This window comes from Acinetobacter haemolyticus (assembly GCF_003323815.1).
In the GTDB taxonomy this organism is placed as follows: Bacteria; Pseudomonadota; Gammaproteobacteria; order Pseudomonadales; family Moraxellaceae; genus Acinetobacter; species Acinetobacter haemolyticus.
Map to the genome: position 1 here is coordinate 3,337,355 of NZ_CP030880.1, position 18,142 is coordinate 3,355,496.

At 41.1% G+C, this 18,142-nt stretch carries 13 protein-coding genes; 2 read left to right on the top strand and 11 right to left on the bottom strand.

Annotated elements, in window-relative coordinates; translation table 11 throughout:
• Window positions 1-15 precede the first annotated feature (15 nt).
• From DS737_RS15480 to DS737_RS15500, 5 genes are all read right to left on the bottom strand, one after another.
• Window positions 16-1,107 carry an SIR2 family protein gene (locus DS737_RS15480; RefSeq protein ID WP_162784533.1) on the bottom strand — a complete coding sequence of 364 codons (1,092 nt, stop codon included), beginning with the start codon at window positions 1,105-1,107 and terminating at the stop codon, window positions 16-18.
• A gap of 98 nt (window positions 1,108-1,205) precedes the next feature.
• Window positions 1,206-3,812 (bottom strand): Fe/S-dependent 2-methylisocitrate dehydratase AcnD, encoded by a 2,607-nt coding sequence (acnD, locus tag DS737_RS15485; RefSeq protein ID WP_113997890.1) that lies wholly within the window; start codon window positions 3,810-3,812, stop codon window positions 1,206-1,208.
• Window positions 3,812-4,969: a bifunctional 2-methylcitrate synthase/citrate synthase gene (gene prpC / locus DS737_RS15490; protein WP_113997891.1), complete on the bottom strand. Its 1,158-nt coding sequence runs from the start codon at window positions 4,967-4,969 to the stop codon at window positions 3,812-3,814. Before prpC ends, acnD begins: the two co-directional genes overlap by 1 nt.
• 117 nt (window positions 4,970-5,086) lie before the next feature.
• A complete protein-coding gene (prpB, locus tag DS737_RS15495) occupies window positions 5,087-5,968 on the bottom strand; it encodes a methylisocitrate lyase (protein ID WP_113997892.1) in 882 nt (293 codons plus the stop codon).
• Window positions 5,961-6,671 (bottom strand): GntR family transcriptional regulator, encoded by a 711-nt coding sequence (locus DS737_RS15500; protein WP_113997893.1) that lies wholly within the window; start codon window positions 6,669-6,671, stop codon window positions 5,961-5,963. Before DS737_RS15500 ends, prpB begins: the two co-directional genes overlap by 8 nt.
• 442 nt (window positions 6,672-7,113) lie before the next feature.
• Here DS737_RS15500 and DS737_RS15505 point away from each other — a divergent pair, with 442 nt between their 5' ends.
• Both DS737_RS15505 and DS737_RS15515 read left to right on the top strand, forming a co-directional pair.
• The gene (locus DS737_RS15505) at window positions 7,114-8,340 is read left to right on the top strand and encodes an amino acid aminotransferase (RefSeq protein ID WP_113997894.1); all 1,227 of its coding nucleotides are present in this window, start codon (window positions 7,114-7,116) and stop codon (window positions 8,338-8,340) included.
• Between the two features lie 226 nt (window positions 8,341-8,566).
• Complete coding sequence (locus DS737_RS15515; RefSeq protein ID WP_113997895.1) at window positions 8,567-9,937, top strand: phosphohexomutase domain-containing protein; 1,371 nt, start codon at window positions 8,567-8,569, stop codon at window positions 9,935-9,937.
• Between the two features lie 57 nt (window positions 9,938-9,994).
• Here the strand turns inward: DS737_RS15515 and galE are convergent, their stop codons facing one another.
• The 6 genes from galE to DS737_RS15545 form a co-directional block, all read right to left on the bottom strand.
• Window positions 9,995-11,011, bottom strand: coding sequence for a UDP-glucose 4-epimerase GalE (galE, locus tag DS737_RS15520; RefSeq protein ID WP_113997896.1), 1,017 nt, complete (start codon window positions 11,009-11,011; stop codon window positions 9,995-9,997).
• Complete coding sequence (gene pgi, locus DS737_RS15525) at window positions 11,004-12,677, bottom strand: glucose-6-phosphate isomerase (protein ID WP_113997897.1); 1,674 nt, start codon at window positions 12,675-12,677, stop codon at window positions 11,004-11,006. The genes galE and pgi overlap by 8 nt, the downstream gene beginning before the upstream one ends.
• Window positions 12,678-12,679: 2 nt before the next feature.
• Window positions 12,680-13,939 carry a nucleotide sugar dehydrogenase gene (locus tag DS737_RS15530; RefSeq protein WP_113997898.1) on the bottom strand — a complete coding sequence of 420 codons (1,260 nt, stop codon included), beginning with the start codon at window positions 13,937-13,939 and terminating at the stop codon, window positions 12,680-12,682.
• A 17-nt stretch (window positions 13,940-13,956) separates the two neighbouring features.
• On the bottom strand, window positions 13,957-14,832 hold the full coding sequence (gene galU / locus DS737_RS15535) for a UTP--glucose-1-phosphate uridylyltransferase GalU (RefSeq protein ID WP_100834183.1): 876 nt from the start codon (window positions 14,830-14,832) through the stop codon (window positions 13,957-13,959).
• Between the two features lie 13 nt (window positions 14,833-14,845).
• Window positions 14,846-16,720: a polysaccharide biosynthesis protein gene (locus DS737_RS15540; protein WP_113997899.1), complete on the bottom strand. Its 1,875-nt coding sequence runs from the start codon at window positions 16,718-16,720 to the stop codon at window positions 14,846-14,848.
• A gap of 150 nt (window positions 16,721-16,870) precedes the next feature.
• Entirely contained in the window at window positions 16,871-18,046 is a 1,176-nt protein-coding gene (locus DS737_RS15545) for a DegT/DnrJ/EryC1/StrS family aminotransferase (protein ID WP_005085829.1), read from the bottom strand.
• Window positions 18,047-18,142 lie beyond the last annotated feature (96 nt).

An 18,142-nucleotide genomic window follows, 5' to 3' on the forward strand; every position in this document is an offset into this window, starting at 1 on the left:
ATAAAATATGAAAACTTAAATTCCTAAAATATTTGACATCCCACCCTCCAAATCTTTCCAAGAATTTAACCAAGCAGGTCGTACCCCTAAGTGGTTTAAAGAACTTTCTTTTAAACTATTAAACTTATCGTCTTCCGATAGGGTCGTTAACCAAAAGTGTTTAGCTTTCCAATGATCTGAATCATCTATGCCCGAGATAATTCGTTTATCACTCATATTAGTTCGATGAGCGATAGACATCCATCGACGAATATTTGGATCAGCCATTGAAAGCCCAGCAAAAATCATTTTTGTAGATTGGGCATAAAACATGAAAATAGTTTCAGGCCATGATGATGTGGATGTAACAATTTTTAAGTATTCATCCTCAAGGAAAATAAGCCTATCTCTTGAATCGTGTCTATGTGGACCTGATATGTGAGTACGAGGCTTTATTGCTCCATGGCAGTGAATAATAGGAATTTTACTATTTGGTAATCCACCTGAACTTCTTAATATTGTTTTATAAAAGTATTCAGGATGAGAGTGAGGAGGAGAACCAAGATAGTGATCCTTCCTTTGCAATAATTCAATAATTGAATGAAGTAATGTATCGGCATTAAATGTTAAAATAGCCTTTGGTAATTTATGCTTTTTTTTATGATTAGAAATTAATACTTTTGCTAAACTAATCAAAGTAGAGTCAGGAAAGTTATTTTCGAAAAACGAACATACGCACAAAACATCATCTTTTGCAATGTTTCGGGGATCATTTAGTGCTATAATCAACTGATTTTTGATCCCATGTTTATCTGCTAGTGAAATCAAATCTCCATATAGACACTCCTCTAAAATGTTATTAAAAGCACTGAGTTGATTACCATTTTGAGTAAATACATTTGCAGCAGCTTGAATCCAAGCATCAAGCCCCCAGCCAGATTTTGAAACAAGGGCATTAAATTCAGAACTACTGTAATGACTATTTAAAACTTGATTAGTAATTCTTCTAGATAACTCTTCCCATGTTGGGACTAATTCTTTAGAAATTCCTGCCCCAATACATAAAACCCAATTTCCTGAAGAAGCAGCTCCTTTAAACTTTTTATCAGTTATAATAAACCGACTCATTTTTCCCTCATAATTCATTTTAATAATATTAATTAAAAAACCCCATCATCAAGATAGGGCTTTTATTAAACAGAATCAATCACTTTCAGATCAAAGTATTACGCCACTTGACCTTCTAAAAAGTCTTGTGCAAAACGCTGCAATACACCACCCGCTTCATATACAGAAACTTCTTCTTCTGTATCTAAACGACACGTCACAGGTACTTCCAGAATCTCTTCTTTACCATCAGCAGTTGAACGCTCAATCACTAAAGTTAAGGTCGAACGCGGTGAGATATTACCAATCACGCTATAAAGCTCAGTACCATCTAGCTTTAAGGTTTTACGGTTCACACCCGGTTTAAACTCAAGCGGTAAAACACCCATACCGACCAAGTTAGTACGGTGAATACGCTCAAAGCCTTCAGCCACGATTGCTTCAACACCTGCAAGACGAACACCTTTCGCTGCCCAGTCACGGCTTGAACCTTGACCATAATCCGCGCCCGCAACAATGATCAACGGTTGCTTACGGTTCATGTAAGTTTCAATCGCTTCCCACATACGCATCACTTCACCTTCAGGCTCGACACGCGCTTTTGAACCTTGTTTAATCGTGCCGTCTGAACGAACCACCATTTCATTAAACAATTTCGGGTTGGCAAATGTTGCACGTTGTGCTGTCAAATGGTCACCACGATGTGTCGCGTATGAGTTGAAGTCTTCTTCAGGTACGCCCATTTTGTGTAGGTATTCACCTGCAGCCGAATCCATCATGATCGCATTTGAAGGCGATAAATGGTCAGTCGTGATGTTATCACCCAAAATTGCAAGCGGACGCATGTTGGTCAAAGTACGTGGTGCAGCCAACGCCCCTTCCCAATACGGCGGACGACGGATGTAAGTACTCATAGGACGCCAGTCGTAAAGTGGGCTTTCCGCTTGCTCAACTTCACCGAGGTCAAACATTGGGATGTAGACTTTACGGAATTGTTCAGGCTTCACAGCTTCTTTTACCAGTGCATCGATTTCAGCATCAGATGGCCAGATATCTTTCAGGTAAATTGGATTACCTTCTTTGTCTGTACCCAATGAATCTTTTTCGATGTCAAAACGAATTGTCCCTGCAATCGCATACGCTACCACAAGTGGAGGCGATGCCAAGAACGCTTGTTTTGCATAAGGATGGATACGACCATCGAAGTTACGGTTACCCGAAAGTACCGCTGTCGCATACAAATCACGGTCAATGATTTCTTGTTGAATCACTGGATCAAGCGCACCTGACATACCATTACACGTAGTACATGCATACGCCACGATACCAAAACCAAGTTTTTCTAGGTCTTTCAGTACGCCAGCTTCTTCGAGATAAAGTGCAGCCGCTTTAGAACCTGGTGCAAATGAAGATTTCACCCAAGGTTTACGCACTAAACCAAGTTCATTCGCTTTACGTGCCAATAGACCTGCTGCCACCGTGTTACGTGGGTTTGAGGTATTGGTACAAGACGTGATCGCAGCAATGATGATCGCGCCATCAGGCATTAAACCATCAGTACGGTTTTCAACAACACCTGCAATACCTTTTTCTTTCAAGTCAGCAGTAGATACACGTGCATGTGGGTTTGATGGACCTGCAATGTTACGAGTGACTGTTGAAAGATCAAAACGAAGTACGCGTGGATACTGTGCTTTGGTCATATCTGATGCCCAAAGACCGATTTCTTTTGCGTATTGCTCAACCAATGCCACTTGTGCATCTTCACGACCTGTCAGGCGTAAATAATCAATCGTGTTTTGGTCGATGTAGAACATCGCAGCCGTTGCACCGTATTCAGGTGTCATGTTCGAGATGGTTGCACGGTCACCAATCGACATGGTATCTGCGCCTTCACCGAAGAACTCAAGGTACGCACCAACGACACGTTCTTTACGTAAGAACTCTGTGAGTGCCAAGACGATATCCGTCGCCGTGATGCCTGCTTGACGCTGACCGACAAGCTCAACACCGATAATGTCTGGAAGACGCATCCAAGATGCACGACCCAACATCACGTTTTCAGCTTCTAAACCACCCACACCCACAGAGATCACACCAAGTGCATCCGTATGTGGTGTATGTGAGTCTGTACCTACGCATGTATCTGGAAACGCTAAGCCATCACGGTTTTGAATCACTGGAGACATTTTCTCCAAGTTGATTTGATGCATGATGCCGTTACCCGCAGGGATCACGTCGACATTTTTAAATGCGGTTTTCGTCCACTCGATAAAGTGGAAACGGTCTTCGTTACGACGATCTTCGATTGCACGGTTTTTCTCAAACGCGTCAGGATCAAAACCGCCATATTCCACTGCCAAAGAGTGATCCACGATCAACTGCGTTGGAACTACTGGGTTCACTTTAGAAGGATCGCCACCTTTGTCAGCAATCGCATCACGTAAACCAGCAAGGTCGACGAGTGCTGTTTGACCTAAGATGTCATGACAAACTACACGCGCAGGATACCAAGGAAAATCCATGTCCTGACGGCGTTCAATCAATTGCTTTAAATAATCAGTTAAGTTTTCTGCATCAGCTTTACGTACAAGCTGCTCTGCCAACACTTTAGATGTGTATGGCAAAGTTTCATATGCGCCTGGCTGAATATCTTCAACGGCTTGACGCACGTCATAGTATTCGAGCTGGGTACCTGCCAGCGGTTTACGGTATTGATTTGTCATTAACCACGCTCCGCCAATGGTTTGAATTCTAAGTTTTCAGGGCCGGTATAGTTCGCGCTTGGGCGAATGATCTTGCCGTCTTGACGCTGTTCAATCACGTGTGCAGACCAACCCGCTGTACGTGCAATCACGAATAATGGAGTGAACATTGCTGTTGGAACACCCATCAAGTGATAGCTCACCGCGCTGAACCAATCGAGGTTCGGGAACATGTTCTTCACTTCTTTCATCACTGCTTCTAAACGTTCAGCGATGAGGTACATTTTGGTGTTCTCTTGAGCTTCTGCAAGATCACGCGCCACTTTCTTGATCACTTCGTTACGTGGATCAGAGATGGTATAAACAGGGTGACCAAAGCCGATGATCACTTCTTTTTTCTCTACACGGCTACGGATGTCTGCTTCTGCTTCGTCAGCGTTGTCATAACGTTGTTGAATCACGAATGCAACTTCGTTCGCACCACCGTGTTTTGGACCACGCAACGCACCAATACCACCTGTAATTGCTGAATACATGTCTGAACCTGTACCTGCAACAACACGCGAGGTAAAGGTTGATGCGTTGAATTCATGCTCTGCATACAGAATCAAAGACGTATGCATTGCTTGAATCCATTGCTCAGATGGTTTTTCACCATGCAACAAATGCAAGAAATGCGCAGCGATTGAGTCATCATCTGTTTCAACTTCGATACGACGACCGTTGTTGCTGAAGTGGTACCAATACAACAACATTGAACCTAAGCTTGCCATCAATTTATCAGCGATGTCTTTCGCCCCTGCTTCATTATGGTCTTCATGTTCAGGCGTTAAACAACCTAGAACTGAAACGCCCGTACGCATCACGTCCATTGGATGTGCAGATGGTGGTAACTGCTCAAGTGCAGTTTTCAATGCTGCTGGTAAGCCACGAAGTGCTTTCAGTTTTGCTTTATAAGCTTTCAACTCAGCTTTGTTTGGAAGTTTGCCATGTACAAGCAAGTGCGCAACTTCTTCAAATTCGCTACCCACTGCAAGGTCAAGAATGTCATAACCACGATAGTGCAAGTCATTACCACTACGACCTACGGTACAAAGTGCTGTGTTACCTGCAACTTGACCACTTAACGCAACTGATTTTTTTGGCTTGAAGCCTGTTGGAGTTTCATTACTGCTCATAAGATTGTCCTTTTCTGTTCTTTCTATGTGAATTATGAGTTCTGAAATCCCTCCCTAGCCCTCCCTTTCCAAAGGGAGGGAAGTCCCCCTTTGAAAAGGGGGATTTAGGGGGATTTCTTATTTTGCTTTTTCAAACGATGCATCAAGATACTGTTCAAACGCATGGTAGTTAATGCGGTCATACAATTCTTGACGGGTTTGCATGGTGTCAACAACGTTCTTCTGTGTGCCTTCTTGACGCAAAGTCACATACACATTTTCCGCTGCTTTATTCATCGCACGGAATGCTGAAAGTGGGTACAACGCAATGCTCACATCCGCAGAAGCCAACTCTTCAGTCGTGAATAATGGTGTAGAACCAAATTCAGTAATGTTTGCTAATACTGGAACTTTAGTTAGGTCAGCAAATTGCTTGTACATCGCCAATTCAGTGATCGCTTCAGGGAATAACATATCCGCACCTGCTTCGATATACGCACCTGCACGGTCAATTGCTGCTTGTAAGCCTTCAACTGCAAGTGCATCAGTACGCGCCATAATCACAAAACTTTCATCGGTACGAGCATCAACCGCAGCTTTAATACGATCAACCATTTCTTGTTGGGTCACGATTGCTTTGTTCGGACGGTGACCACAACGTTTTGCACCCACTTGGTCTTCGATGTGCATTGCTGCTGCGCCGAACTTAATCATTGATTTAGTGGTACGTGCAATGTTGAATGCTGAAGCACCAAAACCCGTATCCACATCAACCAATAATGGGAGATCACAGACATCAGTAATACGGCGTACATCCGTCAATACATCATCAAGGTTACTAATCCCTAAATCAGGTAAACCTAACGAACCTGCGGCAACACCACCACCTGACAAATAAATTGCTTTATAGCCTGCACGTTTTGCTAACAATGCATGATTGGCGTTGATCGCACCAACCACTTGTAATGGTTTTTCATTTGCGACCGCGTCGCGGAATAGCTGACCAGCAGATTTAGCCATGTTGATGTTCTCCTTGGGTTTGCAGCAATGTTTGCTCAACAATTTTGTAAGATGCATTGATGTGACGGTGCATCAGCATTTCGGCAAGTTCACCGTCACCTTCTGCGATCGCATCTAAAATGCGGATATGTTCGTCCCAAGCTTTGCTCGGTCGATTTGGGGTGTTTGAAAATTGAATTCGGTACATACGGATGAGGTGATACAGCTCATCACATAACATTTTTTCTAAGGTTTTATTGCCACTGCTTTTGATAATGCAGTAATGGAAATCGTCTTGACCTTCTTGTAGGTAATAACCCTTACCTGCTTTAAAATTTTCATCTTCAGCATGCATTCGCAGTACATCACGCAATGCTAAAATTTGTTTTTTATCAATATGCTGTGCAGCCAACTTACAGGCTAAGCCTTCAAGTGAAGCACGAATTTGGTAAAGCTCTTGAAACTGTTGTAGAGAAAGAGAAACAACTCGCGCCCCCACATGCGCAGTACGCTCAACCAATTTCTGTCCTTCCAGACGATGAATCGCTTCACGCAATGGACCTCGACTGATCCCATAAATACGCGCCAACTCAGGTTCAGAAATCTTACTGCCCGCAGGAATTTGTCCTAATACAATCGCCGATTGAATTTGCTTAAATACGTGTTCCGTCAGCGTAATACTCTGACTTGTGCTGATGGCTTGAGGAACAAGGGTATCTTGCATATTGTCGACAATCTCTACAGTTTTGATGATTTTATAACGGCATAATAGAAATAATGCAATAGGATTGTCGACAATAAAATAGACCTATGCAGTCAGTCAGATATTCTATCCTCTCTGATTTGATCTATCCTCAACCATTATTAAAATAAAAATAATTATAGATAAAACATGTGCTTATAAATTTTCTACAGGTAATCCACTCTTAATTCTATAGGTCTTCGGACTCATTGATATTGTTTATGCTACGACTATGGTATGACAGCTTGATTGTAGACAATCTCTATAATCGATCGATTTACCACAGAATTTGTAAGTAAATACTGCACCAGAAATGTAAATAACAGCGTGCTTCATAAGCGCTTTATTGGTACATTATTGGGCATCTGGAGCAGCGCTCCACAAGACACATCCATGCACCTTGTTGAATAAAAGGACATTGTTAATGTTTCAACATATCCCACCTTATGCAGGCGACCCAATTCTCTCTTTAATGGAACAGTTCAACACTGATCCACGCGCTGAAAAGGTTAATTTAAGTATTGGTTTGTATTACAACGAGGACAGTATCGTTCCACAGCTCGATACCATTATCGAAGCACAAAAACGTATTGCACCTAAAAATACTCAAACCAAACTTTATCTTCCAATGGAAGGTTTCAAACCTTACCGTGATGCGATTCAAGCGTTATTGTTTGGTGCAAATAGCCCTGCAATTCAACAAGGTCGTGTTGCAACCATTCAAACGCTGGGTGGTTCAGGTGCATTAAAAGTGGGTGCAGACTTTTTAAAAACCTATTTCCCAAATTCAGAAGTTTGGGTGAGCCAACCAACATGGGACAACCATGTGGCAATCTTTAACGGTGCTGGCATCAAGAGCAACTTCTACCCATACTTCGATGCAGAAACACGCGGCGTTGATTTTGATGGCATGTTATCAACACTAAAAACTTTGTCAGAGCAAAGCATCGTGTTGTTACACCCGTGCTGCCACAACCCAACAGGTGCAGATCTAAATCCAGCACAGTGGGATCAAGTGATTGCGGTATTAAAAGAGCGTAACCTCATCCCATTCCTCGACATCGCTTATCAAGGTTTTGGCGATGGTATGGAACAAGATGCTTATGCGATTCGTGCTTTAGACCAAGCAGGTTTGAACTTCATCGTCAGCAACTCATTCTCTAAAATCTTCTCACTTTATGGTGAGCGTGTTGGTGGTTTAACTTTCGTATGTGACGATGCTGAAGCAGCAAAATGCACATTCGGTCAGTTAAAAGCAACGGTACGTCGTATCTACTCTAGCCCACCAACAACGGGTGCCTGGTTGGTTGATCAAGTGCTCAATGACGCTGATCTGAATCAACAATGGCAAGGCGAAGTGAAAGAGATGCGCGAGCGTATTATCAAAATGCGTAGCATCTTAAAAGATGAGTTGACTAAAGCACTTCCTGACCGTGATTTTAGCTACCTTGTAAACCAAAAAGGCATGTTCAGCTATACAGGTTTGACAGGCGAACAAGTCGATACGCTGCGTGAAGAGTATGCCATTTACCTTGTGCGCAGTGGTCGTATCTGCGTTGCTGGTTTAAATATGAATAATATTTATAAAGTTGCTAAAGCAATGGCTGAAGTTCTAGCGAAATCAGCTAAACATCCCCTTGCGGAGCTATAATCGCTCCTCATCTCCCTTTCAAAAGGGAGACTTTATGGATCAAAAAAGGTTGTTTCACGTGAAACAACCTTTTTTATTTTCTAAGCTAAGAGTGATTGAAATGAGAAACGCTCAACCACCTAAAAATAAGACTTTCTCTTTGCTTAATTCTGTATCAATCAATGTTCAATTACGCTTAGTCTTTGTATACTTCAACACATTGATAAACTACAAACAGCTCTTTTAAATGACTCAACTAACTTGCTTCAAAGCGTATGATATTCGCGGAAAATTAGGTACAGAACTGAACGAAGACATCGCCTATAAAATTGGTCGTGCATACGGACAAATCTATCAACCTAAAAAAGTAGTGATTGGTTGTGACATCCGTCTGAGTAGTGAAGGCTTAAAGCAAGCAACCATTCGTGGTCTGAATGATGCAGGTGTCAATGTTCTAGATTTAGGCATGACGGGTACTGAAGAAGTTTATTTCGGCGCTTTCCATCTTGATGTACAAGGTGGCATTGAAGTGACCGCCAGCCATAATCCGATGGACTACAATGGCATGAAATTGGTTCGTGAAAATGCACGTCCAATCAGTGCCGATACAGGATTAAAAGACATCCAAGCACTCGCTGAATCAGGTGCTTTTATCGAAGTTGAGCAAAAAGGTTCGACTGAAAACTATAATATTCTGCCAGAGTTTATCGATCACTTATTAACCTACATCGACCCTCAAAAAATTAAACCACTTAAGCTGGTGGTGAATGCAGGCAATGGCGCAGCAGGTCATGTGATTGATGCGATTGAGCAGAAATTCCAGCAACTCAATATTCCAGTTGAATTTATCAAAATTCATCATGAAGCAGACGGTACTTTTCCAAATGGGATTCCGAACCCAATTTTAATTGGAAACCGAGACAGCACCCGCGATGCTGTGCTTGCACACCATGCAGATATGGGTATTGCATGGGATGGTGACTTTGACCGTTGCTTCCTATTTGATGAGAAGGGGCAATTCATCGAAGGCTATTACATTGTTGGCTTATTGGCACAAGCATTCCTGATCAAACAATCAGGCGAAAAGATTGTGCATGACCCACGCCTAGTTTGGAATACCTTTGATATCGTAGAGCAATACCAAGGTATCGCAGTACAATCTAAATCTGGACATGCTTTTATTAAAGATGTAATGCGTGAACACAATGCTGTTTACGGTGGGGAAATGAGCGCTCATCATTATTTCCGCGACTTTGCTTATTGTGATAGCGGTATGATTCCTTGGTTACTCAGCATTGCCCTACTCTCAGAAACAAGGCAATCTCTTTCGACACTCGTGGAAAATATGATTGCCAAATTCCCATGTAGTGGCGAAATCAATTTTAAAGTGGCCGACACGCAAGCAACGGTCCAAAAGATCTTTGATCATTATGCAGACCAAAATCCATTAGTAGACCGTACCGATGGTGTGAGTCTGGATTTCGGTGCATGGCGTTTAAATGTTCGTGCGTCAAATACAGAACCATTACTTCGACTGAATATCGAAAGCCGTGCTGATCGGAATCCACAGCCAATGCAAAGTTATGTGGATGAGCTAACTGCACTGATTCAAGGGTAATCTAAGAATTAAAAAAAAACAGGGAGCAATTGCTCCCTGTTCTATTTGAAACAGTAGTTACTGATATCCTTTAGGATTATGCTTTTGCCAATACCAACTATCTGCTAGCATATCTTCCAAAGTATATTGAGGTTTCCAACCCAACTCTGTAATAGCTCTTGAGTTATCTGCAAATGAAGTGGCTACATCTCCTGCTCGACGAGGTGCAAACTCAAAGACCACTGGTACTCCATTCACCCGTTCAAAGGTATTTTTTACTTGTAGTACGGATGAACCATTGCCTGTACCAATATTCCAAGCACGGCATCCTTGGACTGAAAGGCGGTTATTCAGGGCACAAAGATGAGCATTCGCTAAGTCCACCACATGAATGTAATCACGAACACCCGTACCATCTACCGTATCATAATCATGACCATAAATTGATAACTTCTCACGACGCCCTACAGCAACTTGGGTGACGTACGGCATTAAATTATTTGGAATGCCTTGTGGGTCTTCGCCAATTTGACCACTTTTATGCGCACCAACTGGATTAAAATAACGAAGTAATGCGATTGACCATTTTGGATTTGATAAGGATAATTTTTGTAATAATTGCTCAACTATAAGCTTCGTATAGCCATAATTATTACTAGGCATACCTGTCGGCATATTTTCATTCAAAGGTGATGTATTAGCTTCATCATAAACTGTTGCAGATGAACTAAAAACTAAAGTGAATACACCTGCTTTTTCCATAGATTTTACAAGCTGAATACTACCTGCAATATTATTATCAAAATAAATTAATGGCTTTTCCTGACTTTCTCCAACGGCTTTTAAACCAGCAAAATGGATCACCGCATCAATTTGATGAGACTGAAAAAGCTGATCTAATGCAATTTCATCACGAATATCACCTTGTACAAAAACCAAGGTTTTATTTGCTAATTTTTGTACTCTAACTAGCGATTCTTCGGAACTATTTGAAAGATTATCAAATACAATGACCTCATGACCCGCGCTGAGTAATTCTAAACAGGTATGTGAACCAATATAGCCAGCACCGCCAGTTACTAAAATTTTAGCCATCTGTCTTTCCTAATAATATCTTTAATAAACCTTGAGTAGATGCATCGAAACTTGATAAATCCTCTTGTTCACGATTTAGAATCGGTAACAGTTGATTGGCAATTTCTTTGCCTTTCTCAACACCCCATTGGTCAAAAGGATTAATATTCCAAAGTACGGATTGCACAAAGACTTTATGTTCATACATTGCAATCAACATCCCTAAACTATAAGGATTCAATTCTTTTAATAGAATTGTTGAACTTGGTTGATTACCAGAATATTGTTTATAAGCAGGTAAGTCTTGTAACTCATTGGCCGCAAGAGCTTGATTACCAAAGGCCAATAATCTTGATTGTGCCAAACAATTTGACAATGCTAAATGATGTTGTTCAACGAACGCATCTGCATTTTCCACATAGGTAAACTGATTGCCGTTATAGCGTTTCACGGGTGCGATGAAATCACAACTCACCGAATGTGTGCCTTGATGTAAAAGTTGATAAAATGCATGTTGTGCATTCGGCCCAACCTCGCCCCAAACAATTGGACAAGTTGCAGTATCGACTTTGTCTCCATTTCGCTGAATCGACTTTCCATTCGACTCCATTTCTAACTGCTGTAAATACGCCGCAAAATATTTTAAGCGTCCATCATAAGGCAATACAGCATGGGTCTGAATATCGAGGAAATTGTTATTCCATGCACCTAACAAGCCCATTAAGACAGGGATATTTTGATGAAATGACGCGTTTTGAAAATGCTGATCAATCGCATGCGCACCAGCCAACAGTTGCTTAAAACCTGCTACGCCAATGGTTAATGCAATTGGCAAACCGATACAAGACCACAGAGAGTAACGACCACCGACCCAATCCCAAAGTTGCAATTGTTTATCAGCTGCAATGCCCCATTCCGTCATTTTTTCAGGCTTAGTTGAAACCCCAATAAAATGATTTTTCAGAATTTTATCATTACTACCTAATGCTTTTTCTAACCATTGACGAACAGTTTGTGCATTGGAAAGCGTATCAATGGTGCCAAACGATTTTGACGAAATAATAAAAAGCGTTGTTTCTGGTCGTAACTGATGTAATAAATCAGATAACTGACTTCCATCCATGGTGGAAACAAAATGTACAACTAAAGGTTTAGCCGTCGAGACTTTAAAATCAGACAGTGCATGAGTCACCATCAATGGACCTAAATCGGATCCACCAACACCGATATTGACCACATCTTGAATCACTTCACCTGTTGCACCGCGATATTGTCCCGCATGAATTTTTTCTACTAAGGCATACATACGATCAAGTTGTGCATGGACTTGTGCTGTGATTTCAGACTGAAACGCTGAATCTCGTGGCAGTCGTAATGCCCAATGCATCGCTGCGCGCTGCTCTGTATAATTAATTTGCTCAGATGAAAATAATGTTTTGATCCAACGCCCTAGGCTTTGTGCATCTGCGAGTTCAACCAACGCTTTTAAGATGTTTTGATCAACACGATGCTTACTAAAATCCAAGACAATTTGATCATGTTCAACCGAGAAGTGGCTAAAACGCGTAGGATTATCTGCAAACAAAGTATTGAGGTGGACATCTTTAAATTGCTTTTGCAAAGAGACTAAACGCTCTAAAACAGAAGCCTGCTCTTGTACAGGAAAAGGCTGTATGTTTTTAATCATAATTAACGCCCCACTCCCATATAAGCAAAACCTTGTGCTTTCACATAATGAGGATCATAAATATTGCGCCCATCTAAAATCAACGGATGTTCCATCAACTGAATGAGTTGCTTAAAGTCTGGACTCCAATATTGCTTCCAAGCAGTTAAGACACACAAACCGTGAGCATGATGTACTGCATCATATTGATCATTACAGAGAATTAAATCAGCTCTTTCACCATAAATCATCGCGATTTCATCTAATGCTTGTGGATCATGTAAACGAACCTTTACGCCTTGCGCCCATAATGCTTTTAGCATTTGGTGTATCGGTGATTGTTGAATACTTGACGTATTTTCCTTAAATGAAGCCCCCCATATTGCTATGGTTTTGGCTTGTAATTCTCCATGATAATAATTCCACAATTTACGGAACAGAATTTCTTTTTGTTGCTCATTAATATCCCAAACTTGCGCGAGTAATTGACTTTTGACTCCAGTATTTGCAACAGTACTTGCCAATGTCATAACATCATGAGAGAAATTCTCCCCACCAAAGCCTGCACCAGGATACAAATAGGCAGCACCAATTCGATTATCCGCAGCCATTCCCTGTCTAACCGAAGCGATATCAATACCGAGTTTTTCAGCAACCACTGCTAAATCATTAATATAGCTAATTCGGGTTGCTAACATGCCTGAAATACTGAGTTTGGTAAACTCCGCATCCAAAATCGGCATGAACAAATATTGTTGCTCTAGAGGGAAAAAAGGTCTTAATAACTCTTTGACTTTGCTTTGGGCACGACTGTCTAAACATCCAACGATCAACTGCTTCGCTTGAGTTAAACTTTGCAAAGCATTACCTTCCTGAATCGTATCAGGTAAATAAACCCAATCATCTTCTGAAAGGATCTGCTGCATTTTCTCAGTACCATGTAAACCAAAGGTCGAAGCATTGATCATTAACTTGGGGTGAATAATGGTTCTTTGCTTAAGAGTCTCTAAAAGCTCAAAGACAAAGGCCTCTTGAGTTTGATTAAAGCTGAATAAATATCCATCGATATCTAAAGGGATATTTTGAAGCGCAGTATCTTTTAGAAACCCACTTTTCAACTGTTTTTCTAATAAGCGGCTGACATTTTCATCATGAAATGCATATTGCAAATAATTTTGTTGTTTCTGAGTATCTGAACACCAATACACAAAGTGCCCAGATTCAGATAGAAGTGCAGACATCACCCCAGCATATAAGGTATTGCCAAAAACTGCGATTTTCATAACCGTTAACCCTAAACCTATAGGGCTAACTCGCGAATTAAGCCCTTAAAATCTTCACCCAGTTTTGGATGTTCAATACCATAATGTAATACAGCTTTAAGATAACCAATCTTACTGCCACAATCAAAGGTTTGACCTTTCATACGATAGGCTTCAACAGGTTCAAGTTGTTGCAGGCTTGCAATAGCATCTGTCAATTGAATCTCATTACCCGCACCACGAGGGGTATTTTCCAACATTGTCATAATTTTGGCAGGTAAGATATAACGACCCACAACCGATAAATTCGAAGGTGCTGTTCCCACTGCGGGTTTCTCAACAATCCCTTGCATAACAATACTCTCACCCTCGTTTGGAGAGTTTGCCACATCTACAATACCGTATTGATCGACCAAATGGTCGGGCACTGCTTCCACCATAATTTGCGCAGCTTGCGATTGCTCAAAGCGTTGAATCATGAGCGATAAATCATTTTCTGGCGCAGTATCTTTCACCAACACATCAGGCAGCAAAACAGCAAAAGCGTCATCCCCCACGATATCTTTTGCACAAAGCACAGCATGTCCTAGCCCTAAAGGTTGCGGCTGACGTACACTCACGACGCTGACATGTTTTGGTAGAATATCAGTAATTTCTTTGAGTAAATCGAATTTCTTTTTTTGCTCTAACGTTGTTTCAAGCTCAAAGTTGCGATCGAAATAATTTTCAATCGATGCTTTGGAAGAATGCGTAACCAAAATAATTTGCTCGATTCCCGCCTTTACTGCTTCATTCACAACATATTCAATCGCTGGACGATCCACCACCGTTACCATCTCTTTAGGAATGGATTTACTTGCTGGCAGAAAACGCGTGCCTAAACCTGCAACAGGTAAAATTGCTTTTTTGATCATAACTTTTCTCGAATTAATTCACTCTGACTTCGCCACTACGCTTATAACCGTCCACATAATGTTCCAGCTGGGTCAAAGCCCAGTCCACATCATGATCAATCGCTGTCATTTGGTTGATTCTAGCAAAAATATCTTGGATCTCTTCTAGCGGATAATGCTTTTCAAAAGAACGAAGAATTCGCGTATGCTGCGTATATTCTGTATTTTCCTGATCAATCAGCAACTCTTCATACAGTTTTTCACCTGGTCTTAAACCACTATACGCGATTTCAATATCACCCTCTAAAGAACCTGTTTCACGCACTTTTAAACCACTGAGTTTAATCATTTGACGTGCGAGATCTTGGATGCGAACAGGCTCTCCCATATCCAGCAGAAATACATCACCGCCTGAACCTAATGCACCAGCTTGAATCACCAACTGTGATGCCTCAGGAATGGTCATAAAGTAGCGTGTCACATCTGGATGCGTCACTGTAATTGGACCACCGACAGCGATTTGCTGCTTGAATAATGGCACCACAGAGCCCGAAGAACCGAGAACATTACCAAAACGAACGATACTGATTTGCGTATTTGGCTTCGTCTCGGCAACAGCCTGACAATAAAGCTCAGCCATACGTTTAGACGCCCCCATCACATTGGTCGGTCGCACCGCTTTATCTGTTGAAATAAGCACAAAGGTTTCTACACCCTTTTTCACTGCTGCATTCAAACTATTTGCCGTACCAATTGCATTGTTTTTTAAGCCTGCAATTGGGTTACATTCAACTAATGGTACATGTTTATACGCAGCCGCATGATAAACCGTCTGTACGTGATATTGTTCGATAATTCGTTCAAGCTTTTGTTGATCTTGTACCGTTCCTAAAATAGGAATAATCTCGCAAGTTGTGTTGCGTCTTAGCTCTTTATCAATATCATATAATGCAAACTCGGTGAGTTCATATAACACCAAAAGTTTGGGTTGGTTTTTAATAATTTGACGACATAGCTCTGAGCCAATTGAACCACCAGCACCTGTCACCATCACAACTTTATCTTGAATATTTTTAACCAATAAATGAGCAATTGGCGGTACAGGATCACGTCCCAATAAGTCAATAATATCGACTTCCTGAATATCTGAAACACGAATTTCACCATCCACCAACTGGGTTAAACCAGGCAGCTCGGTGATTTTAACACGAGCAGATTCAAATTGTTGAATGATCTCAGTTTTGCGTACACGACCAACAGAAGGCAAGGCCAAAAGAATTTCATCGATGCGATCTTTTTCGAAACGTTGTAGTGCCTTTTCTACCGAATAAACCTTTAAACCACCAACAATCTGACCTTGTAATGATGCATAGTCATCAATAAAAAATACGGACAAATGATCATCAGAACGGTTCAATGCAGCCGCAATTTGTTGACCTGCATCCCCTGCACCATAAATTGCAATTCTTTTCCGCCCAAGTTCAGAATAGAAAGAGGCTTTCACCACAAAACGGATAAATGCACGACTCGCCCAGACCCATGCAAACATCATAAAACCGAACATGAATGGGATCGACATAGGCACATAAGCTTCAGTACATGCATTAAGCACATATAAAGCAATCATGGTCAATGCGACAGCAAATGCCAATTTAACAATAAAAACCTCATCAAAGGTTCTTACGATAAATCGGTATACGCCTGTAACACCTAAGCTAATCACAGCAATCAAACTGACGAGGAGAATCCCATGATCAATACCAGGAATAACCTGCGCACCTATATCAAACAGGCGAATGGAATAGCACAACCATAAAATGATTGGGAAGACTAAAATGTCTAAAAAAACAAGAAAAAGTTGTTTATATAATCTTGGCGCTGAGGCAAATTGATGAATAATCTTTTTCACAGTGATCTTCTAATCATCCTACATTCAGTTCGATCTTTATACGCACTTCTGATCTCACTCGAAATAACTTTTACATATGATGTACATTATCTTTAAAATAGTAAGATATGCACCTCACATCCTACTATTTTTATGAATTAGTCTGCGATTCTAATTGACCATCAATGTATGTAATTTCTCAATTGCATCTACAGTTTTTTGAACACTCAATTCACTCAAAGTTGGATGAACCAAAAACATTAAACTCGTTTCACCGAGTTGTTGTGCATTTTTTAGACGCTCAACAGGTCGCCAAGCAGTATCATCAAAAGCATGTTCCAAATAAACCTCTGAACATGACCCACTAAAGCACGGCACTTGCTGAGCATTAATTTCTTGCATCACTCGATCACGTGACCAATCTTCAGGTAACGCCTGTTCATTAATTTGGACATAACATTTATAGTGAGCATGCACATAATCCTCACTTGGACGATGTACTGTAAAATATGGCGAATCATCAAAAGCAGCCCATATCTTTTCTGCATTAATCGTCCGCTGCTGAGTCCACTCAGGCATACGCTGTAACTGAATACGACCAATTACAGCCTGCATTTCCATCATACGCCAATTCGTGCCGAACGAATCATGTAACCATCGGAAACCTGGAGGATGTTGCTTGTTATAAACGCTATCGTAGCTCTTACCGTGATCTTTATAAGACCACATTTTTTTCCAAAGTATTTCATCATTGGTGGTGACCATACCACCTTCACCGCCTGTCGTCATGATTTTATCTTGGCAGAATGACCAAGCAGAAATATGTCCAATAGAGCCAGCGGGTTTGCCTTTGTATTGAGCACCATGAGCCTGAGCACAATCTTCAATAACATACAAACCCTTTTCCTCAGCAAGTTGCATAATCGGATCCATGTCACACATCCAACCTGCTAAATGCACGCAGATAATCGCTTTAGTATTAGGTGTTAAAACAGCTTCAATGGTTCGTCGCGAAATATTTTGAGAATCTAACTCAACATCTGCAAATATAGGATTTGCACCAGCTGTGACAATTGAACTAGCTGAAGCAAGAAAAGTTCTAGATGTCACAATCACATCATGTCCAGCACCGATACCTAATGCCTTAAGTGCTACATCCAATGCAACCGTTCCATTCGCTAAAGCGACCGCATATTGAGTACCAGCAAATGTAGCAAACTCTTTTTCAAATTCGCGACACTCCTGCCCCGTCCAATAGTTCACCTTATTTGAAAGTAATACCTTAGATACGGCATCTGCTTCTTGTTGAGTGAAACTTGGCCATGGTTCAAATGCAGTGTTTAACATCTTAATTTACCTTCTCATTGACCATTATCAAAAATGGCATGCTTTTCCGCTATCATTTACTTATATGAAAAAACTGTCTTTTTCATACAGTTTGTA

Coding starts and splice junctions, on each gene's coding strand:
- acnD (WP_113997890.1), bottom strand. CDS start 3,812: ATGACAAATCAATACCGTAAACCGCTGGCAGGTACCCAGCTCGAATAC.
- DS737_RS15515 (WP_113997895.1), top strand. CDS start 8,567: ATGACTCAACTAACTTGCTTCAAAGCGTATGATATTCGCGGAAAATTA.
- prpB (WP_113997892.1), bottom strand. CDS start 5,968: ATGGCTAAATCTGCTGGTCAGCTATTCCGCGACGCGGTCGCAAATGAA.
- DS737_RS15500 (WP_113997893.1), bottom strand. CDS start 6,671: ATGCAAGATACCCTTGTTCCTCAAGCCATCAGCACAAGTCAGAGTATT.
- DS737_RS15505 (WP_113997894.1), top strand. CDS start 7,114: ATGTTTCAACATATCCCACCTTATGCAGGCGACCCAATTCTCTCTTTA.
- galU (WP_100834183.1), bottom strand. CDS start 14,832: ATGATCAAAAAAGCAATTTTACCTGTTGCAGGTTTAGGCACGCGTTTT.
- pgi (WP_113997897.1), bottom strand. CDS start 12,677: ATGATTAAAAACATACAGCCTTTTCCTGTACAAGAGCAGGCTTCTGTT.
- prpC (WP_113997891.1), bottom strand. CDS start 4,969: ATGAGCAGTAATGAAACTCCAACAGGCTTCAAGCCAAAAAAATCAGTT.
- DS737_RS15480 (WP_162784533.1), bottom strand. CDS start 1,107: ATGAGTCGGTTTATTATAACTGATAAAAAGTTTAAAGGAGCTGCTTCT.
- DS737_RS15545 (WP_005085829.1), bottom strand. CDS start 18,046: ATGTTAAACACTGCATTTGAACCATGGCCAAGTTTCACTCAACAAGAA.
- DS737_RS15530 (WP_113997898.1), bottom strand. CDS start 13,939: ATGAAAATCGCAGTTTTTGGCAATACCTTATATGCTGGGGTGATGTCT.
- galE (WP_113997896.1), bottom strand. CDS start 11,011: ATGGCTAAAATTTTAGTAACTGGCGGTGCTGGCTATATTGGTTCACAT.